At 69.2% G+C, this 16,322-nt stretch carries 18 protein-coding genes; 9 read left to right on the top strand and 9 right to left on the bottom strand.

The features are described from left to right. The first annotated feature begins 227 nt into the window (after positions 1-227). Positions 228-1,403 (top strand): OpgC domain-containing protein, encoded by a 1,176-nt coding sequence (opgC, locus tag KXJ60_RS02220; RefSeq protein WP_291123776.1) that lies wholly within the window; start codon positions 228-230, stop codon positions 1,401-1,403. On the opposite strand, the gene KXJ60_RS02215 is transcribed toward opgC, so the two are convergent. Continuing rightward, entirely contained in the window at positions 1,378-2,109 is a 732-nt protein-coding gene (locus tag KXJ60_RS02215) for an SGNH/GDSL hydrolase family protein (protein ID WP_291123775.1), read from the bottom strand. The two genes, opgC and KXJ60_RS02215, sit on opposite strands and share 26 nt — an antisense overlap. A gap of 110 nt (positions 2,110-2,219) precedes the next feature. Then, positions 2,220-2,846, bottom strand: coding sequence for an FMN-binding negative transcriptional regulator (locus tag KXJ60_RS02210; RefSeq protein ID WP_291123774.1), 627 nt, complete (start codon positions 2,844-2,846; stop codon positions 2,220-2,222). Between the two features lie 153 nt (positions 2,847-2,999). On the opposite strand from KXJ60_RS02210, the gene KXJ60_RS02205 reads away from it, so the two are divergent. Together KXJ60_RS02205 and KXJ60_RS02200 are read left to right on the top strand one after the other, a co-directional pair. Next, entirely contained in the window at positions 3,000-3,569 is a 570-nt protein-coding gene (locus KXJ60_RS02205; protein WP_291123773.1) for a hypothetical protein, read from the top strand. Then, entirely contained in the window at positions 3,566-4,549 is a 984-nt protein-coding gene (locus tag KXJ60_RS02200) for a RibD family protein (RefSeq protein WP_291123772.1), read from the top strand. The genes KXJ60_RS02205 and KXJ60_RS02200 overlap by 4 nt, the downstream gene beginning before the upstream one ends. A gap of 9 nt (positions 4,550-4,558) precedes the next feature. Here KXJ60_RS02200 and KXJ60_RS02195 read toward each other — a convergent pair whose 3' ends face one another. The 4 genes from KXJ60_RS02195 to KXJ60_RS02180 are packed head-to-tail and all read right to left on the bottom strand — an operon-like array spanning position 4,559 to position 7,974. After that, on the bottom strand, positions 4,559-5,455 hold the full coding sequence (locus KXJ60_RS02195) for a class I SAM-dependent methyltransferase (protein ID WP_291123771.1): 897 nt from the start codon (positions 5,453-5,455) through the stop codon (positions 4,559-4,561). Continuing rightward, positions 5,452-6,507 (bottom strand): glycosyltransferase family 4 protein, encoded by a 1,056-nt coding sequence (locus tag KXJ60_RS02190; RefSeq protein ID WP_291123770.1) that lies wholly within the window; start codon positions 6,505-6,507, stop codon positions 5,452-5,454. The genes KXJ60_RS02195 and KXJ60_RS02190 overlap by 4 nt, the downstream gene beginning before the upstream one ends. Before the next feature lie 3 nt (positions 6,508-6,510). Then, positions 6,511-6,939: a 6-carboxytetrahydropterin synthase gene (locus tag KXJ60_RS02185; protein WP_291123769.1), complete on the bottom strand. Its 429-nt coding sequence runs from the start codon at positions 6,937-6,939 to the stop codon at positions 6,511-6,513. A 30-nt stretch (positions 6,940-6,969) separates the two neighbouring features. After that, positions 6,970-7,974 carry a zinc-binding alcohol dehydrogenase gene (locus tag KXJ60_RS02180; protein WP_291123768.1) on the bottom strand — a complete coding sequence of 335 codons (1,005 nt, stop codon included), beginning with the start codon at positions 7,972-7,974 and terminating at the stop codon, positions 6,970-6,972. Between the two features lie 66 nt (positions 7,975-8,040). Between KXJ60_RS02180 and KXJ60_RS02175 the strand changes: the two genes are divergently transcribed. The 3 genes from KXJ60_RS02175 to KXJ60_RS02165 are packed head-to-tail and all read left to right on the top strand — an operon-like array spanning position 8,041 to position 11,263. After that, positions 8,041-8,898, top strand: a complete 858-nt coding sequence (locus tag KXJ60_RS02175) for a CDP-alcohol phosphatidyltransferase family protein (protein ID WP_291123767.1) — start codon at positions 8,041-8,043, stop codon at positions 8,896-8,898. 3 nt (positions 8,899-8,901) lie between these two features. Beyond that, positions 8,902-9,501: a YceI family protein gene (locus KXJ60_RS02170; protein WP_291123766.1), complete on the top strand. Its 600-nt coding sequence runs from the start codon at positions 8,902-8,904 to the stop codon at positions 9,499-9,501. A gap of 25 nt (positions 9,502-9,526) precedes the next feature. Beyond that, positions 9,527-11,263 (top strand): sulfatase-like hydrolase/transferase, encoded by a 1,737-nt coding sequence (locus tag KXJ60_RS02165; protein WP_291123765.1) that lies wholly within the window; start codon positions 9,527-9,529, stop codon positions 11,261-11,263. A 24-nt stretch (positions 11,264-11,287) separates the two neighbouring features. Here KXJ60_RS02165 and KXJ60_RS02160 read toward each other — a convergent pair whose 3' ends face one another. From KXJ60_RS02160 to KXJ60_RS02150, 3 genes are all read right to left on the bottom strand, one after another. Beyond that, a complete protein-coding gene (locus KXJ60_RS02160) occupies positions 11,288-12,064 on the bottom strand; it encodes an FkbM family methyltransferase (protein ID WP_291123764.1) in 777 nt (258 codons plus the stop codon). An 89-nt stretch (positions 12,065-12,153) separates the two neighbouring features. Continuing rightward, positions 12,154-13,626, bottom strand: a complete 1,473-nt coding sequence (locus tag KXJ60_RS02155) for a HAMP domain-containing sensor histidine kinase (protein WP_291123763.1) — start codon at positions 13,624-13,626, stop codon at positions 12,154-12,156. After that, complete coding sequence (locus KXJ60_RS02150; RefSeq protein WP_291123762.1) at positions 13,623-14,348, bottom strand: response regulator transcription factor; 726 nt, start codon at positions 14,346-14,348, stop codon at positions 13,623-13,625. The genes KXJ60_RS02155 and KXJ60_RS02150 overlap by 4 nt, the downstream gene beginning before the upstream one ends. Positions 14,349-14,448: 100 nt before the next feature. On the opposite strand from KXJ60_RS02150, the gene KXJ60_RS02145 reads away from it, so the two are divergent. From KXJ60_RS02145 to KXJ60_RS02135, 3 genes are all read left to right on the top strand, one after another. Continuing rightward, entirely contained in the window at positions 14,449-15,099 is a 651-nt protein-coding gene (locus KXJ60_RS02145) for a cytochrome b/b6 domain-containing protein (RefSeq protein ID WP_291123761.1), read from the top strand. Then, entirely contained in the window at positions 15,096-15,887 is a 792-nt protein-coding gene (locus tag KXJ60_RS02140) for a molybdopterin-dependent oxidoreductase (protein ID WP_291123760.1), read from the top strand. Before KXJ60_RS02145 ends, KXJ60_RS02140 begins: the two co-directional genes overlap by 4 nt. A gap of 95 nt (positions 15,888-15,982) precedes the next feature. Beyond that, on the top strand, positions 15,983-16,219 hold the full coding sequence (locus KXJ60_RS02135; protein ID WP_291123759.1) for a pentapeptide MXKDX repeat protein: 237 nt from the start codon (positions 15,983-15,985) through the stop codon (positions 16,217-16,219). Positions 16,220-16,322: the final 103 nt, after the last annotated feature.

Raw genomic sequence — 16,322 nt, 5'->3', positions numbered from 1 at the left:
ACCGACGTCGCGCTGCTGCTCGCGGCCTTTGCCGGGCTGTTTGCTGTGGCGATGCTGCTGGACGAGCGCGCGCGCGGCACCGGTGTGCTGCGCGCTTTCTCGCGCACGCGCCACCCGGCGCACTGACGCCTGTCCCGCTGGCGCGGGGGAACTTTCGGCGGGGCGGCCGCGTCATCCTGGATCGCGTCACCGGGTGGCGCCCTCCACCGGGACCACACGCCACCGCCATGAGACAAGACGAACGCCAGTGGGAGCTGGATGCGATGCGCGGCCTGATGCTCGTGCTGATGACGCTGACCCACCTCCCGACCCGACTCTCGGACCCGCTGGGGCAGCCGCTGGGCTACGTGTCGGCGGCCGAAGGCTTCGTGCTGCTGTCGGCCTACATGGCCGGGCGCGTGTACTCCACCAAGGCCGATCAGCACGGCACCGAGGCGATGAAAAACGCCTTCTTCAACCGCGCCCTGAAGCTCTATGCCTGCCAGCTCGCGCTGGTGCTGTTTGCCTTCACGGCCATCGCGGGCATTGGCCTGCTGAGCCGCGAAGACGCCATCACCGGCCTGCTCGGCTTCTTCCTCGAGCGCCCGGTGGTGGCCACGGTGAGCGCCAGCATGCTGCTGTACAGCCCGGCGCTGCTCGATATCCTGCCCATCTACATCGTCTTCATGCTGGTGAGCCCACTGGCCTTGCTGCATGGCATGGCCCACGGCTGGCGTGGCGTGATCGCGATCAGCCTGGTGCTGTGGTTCGGGGCGCAGTTCGGCCTGGGCCCGGCGCTGTACCAACTGGCCACCGGCTGGTTCGACATGCCGCTGCGCTACCGGGACATGGGGGCTTTTGAGATCTTCGCCTGGCAGCTCCTGTGGGTGATCGGCCTCTGGCTGGGGTGCACGCACAGCCAGACCGACCACGTGGCGGCGCAGTTTCCGCGCTGGATGGTGATCGGCGCGCTCGCGCTGGCCCTGTTCGCCCTGGTGTGGCGCCATGCGGTGGGCCAAACCCCCATGCCCGCAGGCTCGGCGGTCAACCTGATGTTCGACAAATGGCACCTCGGCCCATTGCGGCTCATCAACCTGCTGGCCCTGCTGGTGCTCGTGATGCACTACAGCGACTGGCTCAAGCAGCACGCGCCGCGCTGGCGCCCGCTGGAAACCCTGGGCAAGGCGGCCTTGCCTGTGTTTTGTGCCCACCTGGTGGTGGCCCTGCTGGCGCTGGCGATGTTCGGGGCCAGCCGGCCCGGGCGCCCCTGGTCGGTGGATGCGCTGATCCTGTTTGTGGGTTTCTATGCGCTGTGGGTGGTGGCGCGCCTGTCGCTGGCGCGGGACCGCCGCGCAGCCCTGCGACGCGATCGCAGGGCACACCCTCCAGGCAATGTACTCAGCCCTTCAGGTGCAGGGCAATGATGCGCTGCCACAACGCGTAGCCTTCGGCGTTGAGGTGCAGGCGATCCCCCAGAAACAATTCGCCACGCGGTTGGCCGTTCACGTCGAGCATGGACGAGAACACGTCGATGAAATCGAGCTGGGGTTCGGTGGTGCTGTAGGCCTTGATGAGCTCGTTGGTCTCGCGCACTGCGGCGATCATGCCCGCGCGCGAAGGGCTGGGCTTGATCGACACGAACGCGATGCGGCTGTCGGGCAACCCGGCCTTGACGGCGCGCACGAAGGCCGTGAAACGCTCCGCCACGTCACGGGGGCTGGCGCCTTCGGCCAGATCGTTCTCGCCGGCGTACACCACGACCATGCGCGGCTTGTAGGGCAGCACCAGGCGGTTCACCAGCTTCACGCAGTCCAGCAGCTGCGAGCCGCCAAAGCCGCGCTTGATCACCACGGGCTGGTCTGCAAAGCTGGTTTCGAGGTCGTTCCACAGGCGGATGGACGAACTGCCGACGAACACCACGCCACCCGGCAGGGGGGCCTGTTTGAGATCGGCGGCGGCAAAGGCCTCCAGGCTCGCGCTCCAGCGTGGGTCGACAGCGGCGAGTTGTTGCGTGGGGGCCGCCAGCGGCGCCGGGGCTTCGGCGCGCGCACCCGATGGCAGGCCCAAGACGAGCCCGGCGGCCAGGACCAGCGGACGCGGCACGGTTGACAACAGGGAGCGCACGGACATGAAGGACGGGGCAGACATAGGGTGTGGCGTCGGGGGTGGACCTGCTGCAGGCGCAGAAAGTTCAGACGCCGTTAGTGTAAATATCGGTGTGTTTTCCGTCCACGCCGCGCTCAGGCAACGTGGCCCGCCAGCCCCAGTCGGCGCATCCAGCCCGCCAGCGCCCGCTCGTCGGCGTTGCCGGCCTCGTAGGCCGCGAGCATGCCGGCATGTGCCTCCGGGCGGTGCTGGTTGACCTTGACCTTGCACTGCAGATGCGTCACGCGAAGCTCGAACGCCGTGATGCCTTGCATCATCTTGTGCTGGTAGTCCTGCGCCAGGCCACGCCATTGATCGGCGTAAGCGGGGTCGTGGTCGTGGATCAGGTGCTTGAGCAGGCGGTCCTTGTCGTCAAAGTCTTCGCGCAACGTGGCCTCCACCGTCGCGTGCACGGCCAGGTAGTTCCAGGTCGGCACGCGAACGAGGTCGGGGTAGACGCGCGGTGTCATGTAGGCGTGGGGGCCGAGAAACGTCACCACCGCACGGGGGCGATCGCGCAGGTAGCGGCCGTGGGGGTTGGGTTTGGCGCAATGGCCGAGCAACCGGAGACCGCCGGCCTCTTCCAACAGGTGCAGCGGCAGGTGCGTCACGAAGGGCAGACCTTCGTCGTCGGTGGAAATGAGGCTGGCGAACGGGTGTGTGCGCATCAGCTCGAGTGCGATGGCGGGGTCTTTGGCGTTGAAATGCGGGGGCAGGTACATGCGGGCTCCTGGGCTGGGGGCCAATGTAACGGCTTGCATCCCTTGCGGTCGGTCGCGTTGGTGTATCCAACCATGGACACGCCATGCCGGCCGGTGTACGTTGCACCGGCGCCCTGAACCCCCTCACCCCGCTGTCCCCTCCTCGGCCATGTCATGGACCTTTTGAACCACCCCGCCTTTCAGAGCCTCGTGCTGCCGCTGCTGCTGAGCATGTTCGGCGTGGCCGTGGCGCTGCGCGTGGGTGGGCCGCACCGGGCCGCGCTGGGCGCCGGCCTGGGCTTGCTGCTGGCCTGGGCCTGGTTTCCCGGTTACGTGTGGCCGCCCGGCGCGCGCGCCCAGCAGGTGCCCTGGATCGCCTGCGCGGGTGTGGCGGTGGCCGTGCTGCTGGCGTGGCGAACCCCGGGCGTCGCGGTGCCTCGCGCGCGCGGGATCGTGATGGCCGGCCTGTTGGCGGTGATGTCGCTGGCGCTGGCCGCCACCGCCGCGCTCGGCGGTTCGTTGCTGCTCGCGCAGCTGGCGCTGATGGTGGCCACGGCCAGCGCCGTGCCGGGCCTGTGGTCGTGGTGGCGGCCTGCGTCCGGCGTGGTGGTGTCGGCAGCGAGCCTGCTGCCCATGGCGCTGGCTTGCGTGGTGATCGCCTCCGCCCTGCCGGCGGCGCCCTGGAACGCGACGCCTGGCAACGCGTCCACCGACGACCCTTACTACACCCCGAACTGGAAATGACCCCACGTTTCATGCCCGCCCTGCGTGCCGGCGATGATGGCCCGATGGTCTCTCCCACGCAGCAGCCCTCCCCGGCCCGGCAGGCCCCCACGGCGGTCGACGACATCCCGGCCGACTGGCCCGCGCTGTGGCAACAGATGCTGCAGCTGCGCGCATCGGGCCATGCGGCGGCACCGCTGCGCTGGTGTGCCCGGCAAGGCTGGCAGCTGGCCGACGAAGGCAGTGCCCGCCGCGATGAGTTGTTCCAGCTCTACAAGCCGCTGCTCGACGCGCGGCATGCCCCGGGCGCCGCGCCCTGGCTGGTGGCGCAGCTCGGCCAGAGTCTGGACGGCTTCGTGGCCACGGCCACGGGCGACTCGTATTACGTCAACGGGCCGCACTGCCTGCTGCACCTGCACCGCCTGCGCGCCCTGTGCGACGCGGTGCTGGTGGGTGCGGGCACGGTGGCCATCGACAACCCGCAGCTGACCACGCGCCGCGTGCCCGGCCCGCAACCGACCCGCGTGGTGGTGGACCCGGCCGCGCGGCTGGATGGGCAGTCGCGCGTGTTCCGCGACGCGCAGGCGCATTCGCTGTGGGTGTGCGACACGCACCATGCCGCCGCGGCCCGGGCCCGGCTGGGCAGCGCGCGCGGCCCACACGCCGCCGAGGTGCTGGCCGTGGACGGATTGCTCGACGCACAAGACGCGCAGCAGGGCTACCACCCCGAGCGCGTGGTGCAGGCGCTGGCCGCGCGGGGTTTGCGCATGCTGTTCGTCGAAGGTGGCGGCATGACGGTGTCGCGCTTCTTCACGGCGGGTGTGCTGCACCGCCTGCACCTGGTGGTGGCGCCGGTGCTGATCGGCCAGGGCCGGCGCGGCCTGCGCGCGCCCGCGCACGACGTGATGGCCGACTGCCCTCGCCCGCCGGCACGCACGCTCTCGCTGGGCGAAGACATGCTGTGGGACCTGGACCTCAGCGGGCACCGGCCGGGCAACTGAGCGCGCAGTTCAGCGGCTGGCCGGCGGCAGGGCCAGCACATCCACATGACCCACGCACACGCGCGCGGTAGCGCACACCGCGTGCCGCCGCTGCTGCCAGGCAGCCACCGCGGCGGCCTGTGCCGGGTCTTGTTCGGCGGCGGCATTGGCCATGCCCTGGACGAGCGCGGCCTGCAGCCGGGCGGCCTGTTCACCGTCGCGGCCGTCGATCTGCCAGTGGCTCGGCGCGGTGAACACGCGGTAGCCGCTGCCTTGCAACGCGCGCCGCAAGGCGGGCACGGCGTGCGCGCCCAGCGCGGGGCCAAAGCCCTTGTCGCGCCGCTGGTGCGCGCCAAACAGCTGGCCCACCGTGGCGTCCAGCCGGTCGCTGGGCGTCCAGTCGTGGCGCCCGTCCACGCTGAGGGTGAAGAGCATCGCCACGCGCGCGCCCACGGCCTGCGCCACCAGCCGCCGCAGCCATGGCCCACTGACGAGATCCAGCAAGGCCGAGGCGGTGACGAGATGGGCGGCGCGCCAGGGCAGCGTCTCCAAGTGCGCGGCCAGGTCCAGCGGCTGGCGCACGATGGCCGCCTCAAAGCCGGCGCCAGACCAGTGCAACGGTGCGTCCAGGGCTTGGGGCGCAAGGCCCAGGCGCTCTGGCCAGCATTGCAGCAGCAGCTCGTCGTGGTCGACCACCAGCCATTGCTGCGCGCCACCCAGGTGCGGTGCGAGCCAGCGCAGGTTGGCTCCGGTGCCGCAGGCCAGGTCGATCACACGCCAGGGCTTGCCCGGCGCTGGACGCTGTTGCGCCAGCTGTGTGCCGGGTTGCAAACGCTCTGCGGCGGCGTTGCGCGCGGCGGTGTCAAACGGTTCGCGCTGTTGCAGCCAGTCGGCGCTGAAGCGTTCTTCGCTCATGTCTTCGCTCATGTCAGGTTCTCCAGCACGGTGGCAAAGCGCGCCGCCTGCTGCGCCCAGGTGGGCAGCGCGGCGGCGGCCTCGCGCGCGCCGTTGGCCAGGCGTGCGCGCAGCGCGGGGTCGCTCAGCACCCGGTCGAGCGCGGCCTGCAGCGCCGGCACATCGCCAGCAGGCACTTGCAGGCCCGCGGCGGGTGGCAGCGTGTCGGCCAACGCACCGCCATCGGTAGTGACCACCGGCAGGCCGTGCGCGATGGCCTCGGCCACCACCATGCCGTAGCCCTCGTAGAACGAGGGCAACACGAAAACGTCAGCCGCTGCGTAGTGCGCGTGCAAGGCCGCGCCGGGCAATTCACCGTGCCACACCACGCGCTCGTCCAGCGGCGCGGCCAGCGCGCGCAGGCGGGCGCTGGTGCCGGGGTCGCGCTCCGCGCTGCCCACGATGTGCAGCACCCAGCGGTGGTGCTGCAAGCCGGCAAGCGCCTGCAGCAGCACGGCGTGGCCCTTGCGCGGCGTGAGCGTGGCCACGCACAGCAGCTGCACCGGCATGCCGGGGCGCGCAGCGGCCGCTGGCATCGGCACGGGATCGGTCCCCGGCTCCACCACCGCCAGGCGCGCGGGCGGCACACCCAGTGCCACCACCTCGCCCACCGTGCGCCGGCTGGTCACGACCACCTGCCGCGCGAGCTGGAGGGCTTGTGCTTCGCTGGCGCGCAGGCGTGCGCTGTCGGCCACGTCCAGACCGGTTTCGAGGTGCAGCGGGTGGTGCACCAGCGCCAGCCAGCGCAAGCGGCGCGCGTGCGGCTTCACCACAGCGGCCAGCGTGCCGAACGCCAGGCCATCGGCGACCACCCGCGCGCCGTCGGGCAAGGCGGCGATGTGGCGCGCGGCGGAGGCCAGGTCCACCTCGTCGGGCCACGGCCAGGCGCCTTCGAGCACCCGCGGGGTGACCGCCCAGCCAGCCTCGCGCAGCGCCAGGGCCAGCCGACGGTCGTAGGTGTAGCCACCCGTGGGGGTGTGCCAGTCGCCCGGCAGCAGGAAGTGGCAGTCGCGGGCGGCCGGCATGGTTCAGGCGGTGGCGGGCAAGGCGCCTTCGTAGGAAGCCCAGGCCACATGCGATTCGTGCAGCGTCACGCGCATGTGCTGCAGACCGGGCGAGCCAACTGTAGGCAGCGCCTGCACGCCGAGCGCGCCCGCGGCGATGCGCGCCGCGATGCGGTCGAAGATCACGCGCGAGAGAAATTCGGTGGTGGTGTTGCGGCCCTTGAACTCGGGCATGTCATCGAGGTTCTGGAAGTTCAGCGCGGCCAGCTCTTCGCGCAGCACCTGCGTGGCCAGGCCGATGTCTACCACGATGCCGTCGGCGTCCAGCGCCTGGCGGCGCAATTCGAGGTCCACCACGTAGGTGGCGCCGTGCATGCGCTGCGCAGGGCCGAACACCGCTCCCTGGAAGCTGTGGGCGATCATGAAATGGTCTCGAACGTTGACGGCGTACATCGGGTCGGTTTCCTTGAGGCGTTGAAAAGATCAGGCGGGGTAGTCGATGCGCTGGCACAGCACGTCGGGGGCGTGCGGGCCGGCGAGTTGCGCCAGAACCTGCGGCAGGTCGGCAAAGGGCGCGGTGTGGGTGATCAGCTGGTCGAGCACGGGGTGGCTGAGCATGGAGAGCGCGAGCTCCAGCCGCTGGCGGTGGCTCCAGCGCCCGCGCTGCGGCGCGGCCACATGGCCCACCTGCGAGCTCTTGAGCGTGAGGCGTTGGGAATGAAAGGCTTCGCCCAGCGGCACGCTCACCGGGCGGCTGCCGTACCAGCTGAGCTCCAGCACCGTGGCTTCAAAGGCGGCCAGGCGCAAGGCCGTGGCCAGACCCGCCGCCTGGGCGCTGGTGTGCACAACGAGATCAGCACCCGCCCGCGCCGCATCGGGCAGCGCAAAACCGGCCCCCAGGGCAGCGGCCACGCGGGCCCGGGCCGGGTTGGTGTCCACCACTTCGACCTGGCCATCGGGCAGCCGCGCGGCGAGCCACGCCACCAGCAGGCCCAGCGTGCCGCCACCGACCACCGCAAAGCGGTTGCCGGGGCTGGGGCGCGCGTCCCACATGGCATTGATGGCGGTCTCCAGGTTGGCCGCCAGCACGGCTCGCGCGGCGGGCACTTCTTCGGGCACCGGCACCACGGCCGAGGCCGGCACCTGAAACACGGTCTGGTGCGGGTGCAGGCAAAACACCGTGCGCCCCAACAGCTCGGGCGGGCCGGCCTGCACCACGCCCACGTTCACATAGCCGTACTTCACCGGGCCGGGGAAGTCGCCCGCCTGGAAGGGCGCGCGCATGCGCTGCGACTCGCTGGCAGGCACCTCGCCCCGAAACACCAGGCCTTCGGTGCCCCGGCTCACGGCGGTGTGCAGGGTGCGCACGCGCACCGCACCTTCGGGCAAGGGGGGCAAGGTCTCGGTGCGGAGCTCGGCCACACCGGGAGAAACCACCCAGCAAGCCTGGGCCTCCACAGGAAAAAACGGGGCGGAATTCAGGGGCATGAACGAATGTGGGAACGAAACCGAGAACGAATGGGCGCCTGGCGGATCACAACGGCGGACCGTGCCATGATCGCCGAGAACCGGCGCCCTGGCCTCGACACCGCGCCAATCACCCTGCTTCAGCGGCCCACCATGCAGACCCCAGGACAACGCCCTGCCCTCGCCATCGCCCTGCTCCCGCCCGCCGCCCGGCTGCGGCGCGACGCCGCGCGCGACCTGTCGGTGGCCGGGGTGCTGGTGCTGACAATGGCCATTGCGTTGGGCACGGCCATTCCCTTGGGATCGGGCTACGCCATCAAGGCAGCGCTGCTGTTTGGCGTAGGTGGGTGGCTGGTGTGGCGCGGGCTGGGCGCCCACCCGCACGCGCGCTTCGGCCCGGCCAACCGCATCACGCTGCTGCGCCTGGGCTCTGCGGCCCTGCTGGCCGCGCTGGTGGGCGAAGCCCTACCGCAAGCGCCCCTCACGGCCATGCCCGGCGTGGCGTGGTGGCTGGTGATCGTGGCGACCGTCACGGCCGTGCTCGACGCGGCGGACGGTGCGCTGGCGCGCCGCAGCGGCCTGGCCAGCGCTTTCGGCGCGCGCTTCGACATGGAAACCGACGCCTTCTTCACCCTGTTGCTTTGCGCCCTGGTGGTGCAGGCCGGCCAGGCCGGGCCCTGGGTGCTGGCCAGCGGGCTGATGCGCTATGCCTTTGTGGCCGCGGCCGCTGTGTGGCCTTGGCTGTCGGGCGCTCTGCCCCCGAGCAAGCGCCGCCAGACCGTGTGCGTGGTGCAGATCACCACCCTCATCGTCTGCCTGGGTCCCATCGTGCCCGCCGCGCTGGCCAGCGCGCTGGCCGCGCTCAGCCTGGCCTTGCTCACCCTGTCGTTCGCCATCGACGTGCGAACCCTGGCGCAACAGCGCCACCTTCAACCGGAGACCTGAACCATGCGCACCGCCTTCCTTGCCCCACTGGCGCTTTGCGCCCACCTCCTTCTGCCCGGCGCCGCCCAGGCGCAGGCTGCCAAGTACGAGCTCGATCCCGACCACACCACGGTGGCCTTTCTGGTGGACCACATTGGTTACGCCAAGGTGCTCGGTCTGTTCCGCTCGGTGCGCGGCAGCTACAGCTTTGACGAAGCCACCGCCACGCTCAGCAACGTGCGCATCGAGGTGGAGACCAACAGCGTCTTCAGCAACCAGCGCAAGCGCGACGACCACCTCAAAGGCCCGGACTTCCTCAACAGCAGCCAGTTTCCGCGCATGGTGTTCACCGCCAGCAGCGCCAAGCGCACCAGCGACCGCCAGTTCGAGATCACCGGGCAGCTGGAGCTGCTGGGCAAGTCGCAGCCGCTCACGCTGCAGGCCACCTGGAACAAGAGCGCGGAGTCGCCCCTGGGCGGCCCGCTGCGCAAGCCGTATGTGATGGGCGTGTCCGCGCGCGGCAGCTTCAAGCGCAGCGCCTACGGCATGAACTACGCGGTGGCCAATGGTTGGGTGGGCGACGAGGTGCCGCTGATCATCGAGTTCGAAGCGGTGCGCCAGTGAGCCGAACCCTGCTGGATCGGCTCGCTTGAATTCCCTTTCTTCCACGCACAAAACGCCCAGTCCGCCGGCAGCCCAGGCCGCCGTGTGGCTGCTGCGCTTCGGTCTGGCCTTTGCGCTGCTCAATGCGCTGTGGACGTTTGAAAACCGCTGGCCCGGCTTTGGCGTGCACGCCATGCCGCGCCTGTCGTTCGAGCTGTGCCTGGGTGTCGTCGCATTGATGGGCTGGGTGGCCTGGCGCGGGCGGCTCACGGGTGGCGCCGCCACCGTGTGGGCGCTGGGTTTTGTGGCGCTGGTGGTCGTGCGCTATGCCAACGTCACGGCGCCGGCCGTGCTCGGGCGCCCGGTCAACGTGTACTGGGACGGGCGCCACGCGCTGGAGCTGGTGCAGCTGGCCACGCAGGCGTTGTCGGCTTGGCAGGTGCTGGGCATCGCGCTCGGCGTGGCGCTTGCCGCCCTGGCCATCCTGATCGTGGTGCGCCACGCCATCCAGGTGCTGGCGCAGTGCGTGGCGCAGCCGCGCCCCCGGCCCTGGCCCTGGCTGGCCGCGCTGGTGGCGGCGCTCTCGTTGAGCTTTGTGGCCTACGAACCCGGGCAGCGCGACACCCGCTGGTTTTTCTCGCTGCCGATCACGCCCACGCTGGCGCACCAAGGCCAGCTGCTGGCGCGGGTGTGGTGGCCGGCGGCTGGCGCTTCGGTGCTTGACGCCGGGCCGGCGTTTGACGGTGACCTCTCCGGCCTTGTGAGCGCGCGCGGGCCGGCGGACGTGCTGCTGGTGTTCGCCGAGTCGTACGGCGCGGGCAGCTTTGACCAGCCTGAACAAGCCGCCGCCCTGGCCGATGCGCGCGCGGCCCTGCAGGCGGCGATCGACACGGGCGGGCGGTCTGTGGTGAGCGCGCGCGTCACGGCCCCCACGTTTGGCGGCGCCTCGTGGCTGTCGCACGCCGGGCTGCTGGCCGGCGTGGACACCCGCGACCCGGCCGACCACGACCTGCTGCTGGCGAGCGAGCGGCCCACGCTGGTGCGCCATTTCGCGCGGCACGGCTACCGCACCGTGGGCTGGATGCCCGGCATCAAACGCCCCTGGCCCGAAGGCGCATTTTATGGCTTTGACCGCCTGGCCGACGACGCCGGCATGGGCTACCAGGGCCCGGACTTCGGCTACTGGCGCATCCCCGACCAGGCCGCCATGGCGCTGCTGCACACCCAGGAGCTCGACGTGGGCAGCGGGCCGTTCACGCGCGCGCCGCGTTTTGTGGTCTTCCCCACCACGAGCACCCACGCGCCTTTTCACCCGCTGGCGCCGTTTGTGGAAGGCGCGTCTCGCCACACCGGCCCCCAGACCTACACGCCCGAGCAGGCCGCGCAAGCCCTGGCCGCGCCCAACGCCGCGCAGCAGCTCATGGCCCCCTACCTGCAAAGCCTTCGCTACCAGCACGCCTGGCTGGCCGACTACCTGCGCCAGCGCGCCCCGCGGCCACTGGTGATGGTGATCGTGGGCGACCACCAGCCGCCCGCCCTGGTGAGCGGCCCGGGCGCTTCATGGGAAGTGCCGGTGCATGTGGTCGCCGACGACCCCGCGCTGCTGCAGCGCTTGCTGGGCAGCGGCTTTGCGCCCGGCCTCACGCCGAGCACCCACGCACTGGGCCCGATGCATGAGCTCACGCGCGTGCTGCTCGCCGCGTTCAACGCACCGGGCGTGCACGAGATGCAGGGCATCGACCACGTGGGCGCCCCGGTGGCGGTGCCCCACCCCGGCTCCTGAACGAACCCGGTTCAGCGAGCCGCTTCAGCCCACCAGCCAGGCGTGCACATCGCCCGAAGGCGCATCGGGCGGCATGGCCTGCAGCCATTCGCGCAGGGCCGCTGCACCCTCGCCTTCGGGCTGCTGCAAGCGTTGGCGCTCGCCCAGCGACACCGCGTAGCGGTAGCGCCCGGCGCCCGCCAGCGCCTCCAGGCGGTCGATGCAGCCCATGGCCACGTCGCGCACCGCCGGCACAAATTCGAACGACAGCGCAGGCACCGGCTGGCTCAGGCCCATGAGCACTTCCAGCTCGAAGCCTTCCACATCGATCTTCACGAAATCGGGCACGCCATGCCGGGCCATCAGCGCGTCCAGCGTGGTCACCTCCACCACCGGCCCAGGCTCCCAGCGCACGCCCTGAAACGACGGGGCCGCACCGGCGCGCTGCACGAAGTCGGTGGACAGCGTGGCCACGGTGGGCGTGCGCGGGCTGGCCATCAGCCGGGCCTGCCCGGGCGCGCGCCCCAGCGCCTGCGGCAGCAGCGTCACCCCCGCATCGCGGCCAAAGCGGCGCTGCAGCAGGCGCAGAAAATCGGGCTGCGGCTCCAGCGCCACCACCCTCGCGCCCAGTTGCCGGAACGCGGCCACGCGGTTGCCCGCGTGCGCGCCCACGTCAAATGCCAGCCCGTCCGCAGGCACGAAGCGGCGGTAGAAGCGGTGCAGCTGCGCGGCCCGCCAGGGAATGGCGCGATAGATCAGCAGCGAGCGGAGCACGCCCAGGTGGCGATCGATTTGCTGCTGAAAAATGGAGGGTGCGCGCATGGCGCCATTGTTCTACGGTTTGCTGCCTCAGCGGCCGGGGCTTCGCTGGGCGCGTTCACGTGGCGAGTGCGCGGCTCTTCGCGGGGTGACTATTCCAACTCGAACGAGAACACGGCACCACGGCCTGAACCGCTGACCAGGCGGATGTCGCTGCCGTGCAGTTGCAAGATGCGCCGCACGATCATCAAGCCCAGTCCGCCACCGCGCTCGCCGCTGGACGCGAAGGCCGGTCGCTTGAAGATGACCGGCTGCAACTCGCGGGGGATGCCGGGCCCGGTGTCGCTCACCTCCACCCGCACGCCCGCGCCGTCGGGCACCAGGCGCACCACCACTTCGCCCCCTTCCGGCGTATGGCGGATCGCGTTGTCGAGCAGGTTGGTCAACACGCGTTCGATCATGCCCAGGTCGGCGTTGACCACTGGCAAGCCAGGCGCAATGTTGGGCACCAGGCGCTGACGGCGAGCTTCGGCCGCGAGCTCGAACTTCTGAAAAACGTCCTGCACCAGATCGGCCAGGGCGAAGCGTTCCTTGTCGGGCTTGACCACGCCGTATTCCAGCCGTGCCAGCTCGAAGAGCTCTTGCGCCAGTCGGCCCACCTTGCGGCTCTGGCCCAGCGCGATCTCCAGGTAGCGGTGGCGATCGAGGGTCGACAACGTGTCTGACTTCATCAGCAGCGTTTCAAGGTAGCCGTGCAGCGAGGTGAGCGGCGTGCGCAGGTCGTGAGAGATGTTGGCGAAGAGTTCGCGGCGCTGCTGGTCTTGTGCCGTCAGCTCGCGCCATTGCTCCGAAATGCGCTGGTTCATCTGGTGGAAGGCCTGTGCCAGCAAGCCGATCTCACCACTCTCGGTGCTGGCCAGCCGATCGAGTGCGGGGGTGGCTTGCTGCAGCGACGACACACCGTCGCGCTCGAACTGCTGCACCGTGCTGGTCAGCTCGCGCAGCGGTCGCGTGATGAGGCGAAAGGCCGCGATGCCCGCCAGCGCCCCGAGCAAGACCACCAGGCCCATGGACCACAGCAAGGTGCTCATCACGTTGCTGGCGGTGACGTTGGCCACCAGTGCCTCGCGTGCCTCGCCCGACAGCACCACGTAAACGTAGCCTGCATCGCGGCCGTTCACCTTCATGGGTGCGGCGCTGAACACCTTGCGCTCGCCATCACCGCGCGGGTCGTCGCCCAGGATGGGCAGCGGGCCGCCAGCCAGCAAGCGGCGCACGGGGGTGAGGTCGACACGGTCGCGCTTGAGGTGACCCGGCGGCGCGGCTTGCGCGGCAATGAGCCCGTCCGGTTTCAGCAGATAGACCTCGACGCTCGGGTTCACCGCCATCAGTTGATCGAACAACGACTTGACCGCCGCGTCGTTCAAGCCGCCGCTGTGCATCAGCTCGGCGTTGCCGGCAATGTGCGCGGCCAGGCCCAGGGACAAGCGTTGCGTCACTTCTTGCTCGTAGCGCCCGCTGGCGGCCATCTGCAGCCAGATCGTCACGCCACTGCAAGCCAGCAGCAGCGCCACGAACACGACGGACAGCCGACGCGCGAGGGTCCAGCGCCAGGGCCATTTCATGGGCTCGCCTCCTCGGTGCCCGCGCCGGCCAGCTTGTAGCCGCGACCCCACACGGTCAGGATGCGGCGCGGCGCCGCGGGATCGGTTTCGAGTTTCGTGCGCAGGCGGTTGATGTGGGTGTTGACGGTGTGCTCGTAGCCGTCGTGCTGGTAACCCCAGACCTGATTGAGCAGATCGAGCCGGGAAAACACGCGACCGGGGTGGCGCGCAAAGAAGTACAGCAGGTCAAATTCGCGCGGCGTCAGCTCGACCTGTTTTCCATCCAGCTCCACCTCCCTCGCCACCGGATCGATGGCCAGGCTGCCCAGTTCGAGTCGGCCCGACTCCATGCGGGCGTTTCGCGCCATCGCCTCGGTGCGCCGCAGCAACGCACGCACACGCGCCACCAGTTCAAGCACCGAGAAAGGTTTGGCCAGGTAATCGTCGGCACCGAGCTCCAGCCCCAGAATGCGGTGCACCTCGCTGGAGCGCGCGCTGGTGATGATGATCGGCGTGTAGCGCGTCATGGCACGGGCGCGGCGGCAGATCTCCAGTCCGTCGATGCCGGGCAACATCAGGTCGAGAATCAGGGCATCCCAACTGCCCCGCTCGAGCTCGCGCGCGCCGGTGTCGCCATCAGCGGCGTGCGTGACCGCATAGCCCTCGTCATGCAGATGCATGCGCAGCAGCTCTGCAATGTGGGCATCGTCTTCGACGATCAGCACGCGTTTGGAGGTTTCCATAGGTCGGAGGATTGTGTCGCCATATGCCCGCCGGAGTTGTCACGATTAATTGAACATTTGGTGAGGATTCCGGGAGGGCGTGCGCTCAACAATCCGCCCCATGCAAAACCCGTCCATCACCGCTTCCACCCCGGCGCACAAGCCACGGGGACGCCAGCCGATCCATCCGGCTTGGATGCGCGTCACGCACTGGATCAACGCCCTGGCGGTGTTGATGCTCGTGACCAGTGGCTGGCGCATCTACAACGCGGCACCCTTCTTTGCGTTTGACATCCCGAACGGCATCACCCTCGGTGGGTGGTTGGGTGGCGCTATCCAGTGGCACTTTGCGGCCATGTGGCTGCTGGTGGCCAACGGCTTGCTCTACCTGACGCTCAACATCGCCAGCGGTCGCCTTTTTCACAAGTTTTTCCCGCTGTCGCCGTCGGGTATCTGGCACGACGCGATGGCCGCGCTGCGCGGCAAGCTCTCGCACGCCGACCCACGCCACTACAACAACGTTCAGCGCCTGGCCTACCTGTTCGTGATGCTGGACATCGTGTTGCTGGTGCTCTCTGGCCTGGTGCTCTGGAAGTCGGTGCAGTTCCCGGTGTTGCGCGAGTTGCTGGGCGGCTACGAATTCGCACGCCGCATCCATTTCGTCGCGATGGCCGCTGTGGTGGCCTTTGTGGCGGTGCACCTGGTGATGGTCGCCCTGGTGCCACGAACGCTGCTCACCATGTTGAGCGGAAAGGCCGGGTTGAAGCCATGAAAATTTTCCAACGCCCTCCCTTGCACAACGTGGACGCCGAAGCGGCGCTGGCCGAAGCCCGCCGCCTGATCGGCCGCAAGATCGAGCAGCCAGCCAGGCGCGCCTTTCTCACGCGTTCGCTGACCATGGGCGGCCTCTCCTTGCTCACGGGTTGCAGCATCAGCAGCAACGAAGACGTCGAAACCGCGCTCAACGCCATTTCGCGTTTCAACGACAAGGTGCAAGGCTTCATCTTCGACCCCACGCAACTGGCACCCACCTACCCGGAATCGATGATCACGCGGCCCTTCCCCTTCAACGCCTTCTACGGCGAGAGTGAAGTGCGCGAGGTCGACGAAGGCAGCTACCGGCTGGAGGTGACGGGCATGGTGGCCGACAAGCGCCAATGGACCCTGCCCGAACTGCGCGCCATGGAACAGCAGGACCAGGTCACGCGCCACATCTGCGTGGAAGGCTGGAGCGCCATTGGCAAGTGGGGCGGCGTGCGCTTCTCCGACTTCCTCAAGCGCGTGGGTGCCGATACCAGCGCCCGCTACATCGGCTTCAAGTGCTCGGACGACTACTACACCAGCATCGACATGCCGACCGCGCTGCACCCGCAGACGCTGCTCACGTTGACCTACGACGGCCAGCCTCTGCCACCGAAATACGGCTTCCCCATGAAGCTGCGCATGCCCACCAAGCTGGGCTACAAGAACCCGAAACACATCAAGGCGATCTTCGTCACCAACACCAACCCTGGCGGCTATTGGGAAGACCAGGGCTACAACTGGTTCGGCGGCAGTTGAGTGGCCATCAGGCTCTCAGCGCTTCTGGAACGTGAGGCCGGATTCATTTCGAACCGCGCCATTTATTCAAAGACGACTCTCATCAAGGAACCGAAATGAACAAGCTCTCTACCACCCTGCTGGCCACCTTCATCGCTCTGGGCTCGGTCGCAGCCGCTCACGCTGCCGACGAAATGAAGAAAGACGGCATGGCCAAAGACTCGATGTCCAAAGACGCCATGAAGAAAGACGACATGATGAAAAAGGACGGCATGATGAAGAAGGACTCCATGGCCAAGGGCGACGCCATGATGAAGAAGGACGAAATGAAAAAGGACGAAATGAAGAAGTAAGCGGGTCGCCTGCGCCGCAATGAATGCCCCGCGCCGCGCCGCGGGCATTCACCCACCAATGCCATCTCGTGGGCCTTCAAAGCCGCTGGGAGCTGGCTGCGCT

Source organism: Hydrogenophaga sp., assembly GCF_019264445.1.
GTDB lineage: Bacteria > Pseudomonadota > Gammaproteobacteria > Burkholderiales > Burkholderiaceae_C > Hydrogenophaga.
This window is presented reverse-complemented; position numbering and strand designations above follow the sequence as displayed.

Excerpts from the sequence above, each read along its gene's own strand:
- opgC (WP_291123776.1), top strand. The coding sequence starts at position 228 with ATGAGACAAGACGAACGCCAGTGGGAGCTGGATGCGATGCGCGGCCTG.
- KXJ60_RS02215 (WP_291123775.1), bottom strand. The coding sequence starts at position 2,109 with ATGTCCGTGCGCTCCCTGTTGTCAACCGTGCCGCGTCCGCTGGTCCTG.
- KXJ60_RS02210 (WP_291123774.1), bottom strand. The coding sequence starts at position 2,846 with ATGTACCTGCCCCCGCATTTCAACGCCAAAGACCCCGCCATCGCACTC.
- KXJ60_RS02205 (WP_291123773.1), top strand. The coding sequence starts at position 3,000 with ATGGACCTTTTGAACCACCCCGCCTTTCAGAGCCTCGTGCTGCCGCTG.
- KXJ60_RS02200 (WP_291123772.1), top strand. The coding sequence starts at position 3,566 with ATGACCCCACGTTTCATGCCCGCCCTGCGTGCCGGCGATGATGGCCCG.
- KXJ60_RS02195 (WP_291123771.1), bottom strand. The coding sequence starts at position 5,455 with ATGAGCGAAGACATGAGCGAAGAACGCTTCAGCGCCGACTGGCTGCAA.
- KXJ60_RS02190 (WP_291123770.1), bottom strand. The coding sequence starts at position 6,507 with ATGCCGGCCGCCCGCGACTGCCACTTCCTGCTGCCGGGCGACTGGCAC.
- KXJ60_RS02185 (WP_291123769.1), bottom strand. The coding sequence starts at position 6,939 with ATGTACGCCGTCAACGTTCGAGACCATTTCATGATCGCCCACAGCTTC.
- KXJ60_RS02180 (WP_291123768.1), bottom strand. The coding sequence starts at position 7,974 with ATGCCCCTGAATTCCGCCCCGTTTTTTCCTGTGGAGGCCCAGGCTTGC.
- KXJ60_RS02175 (WP_291123767.1), top strand. The coding sequence starts at position 8,041 with ATGATCGCCGAGAACCGGCGCCCTGGCCTCGACACCGCGCCAATCACC.
- KXJ60_RS02170 (WP_291123766.1), top strand. The coding sequence starts at position 8,902 with ATGCGCACCGCCTTCCTTGCCCCACTGGCGCTTTGCGCCCACCTCCTT.
- KXJ60_RS02160 (WP_291123764.1), bottom strand. The coding sequence starts at position 12,064 with ATGCGCGCACCCTCCATTTTTCAGCAGCAAATCGATCGCCACCTGGGC.
- KXJ60_RS02155 (WP_291123763.1), bottom strand. The coding sequence starts at position 13,626 with ATGAAATGGCCCTGGCGCTGGACCCTCGCGCGTCGGCTGTCCGTCGTG.
- KXJ60_RS02150 (WP_291123762.1), bottom strand. The coding sequence starts at position 14,348 with ATGGAAACCTCCAAACGCGTGCTGATCGTCGAAGACGATGCCCACATT.
- KXJ60_RS02145 (WP_291123761.1), top strand. The coding sequence starts at position 14,449 with ATGCAAAACCCGTCCATCACCGCTTCCACCCCGGCGCACAAGCCACGG.
- KXJ60_RS02140 (WP_291123760.1), top strand. The coding sequence starts at position 15,096 with ATGAAAATTTTCCAACGCCCTCCCTTGCACAACGTGGACGCCGAAGCG.
- KXJ60_RS02135 (WP_291123759.1), top strand. The coding sequence starts at position 15,983 with ATGAACAAGCTCTCTACCACCCTGCTGGCCACCTTCATCGCTCTGGGC.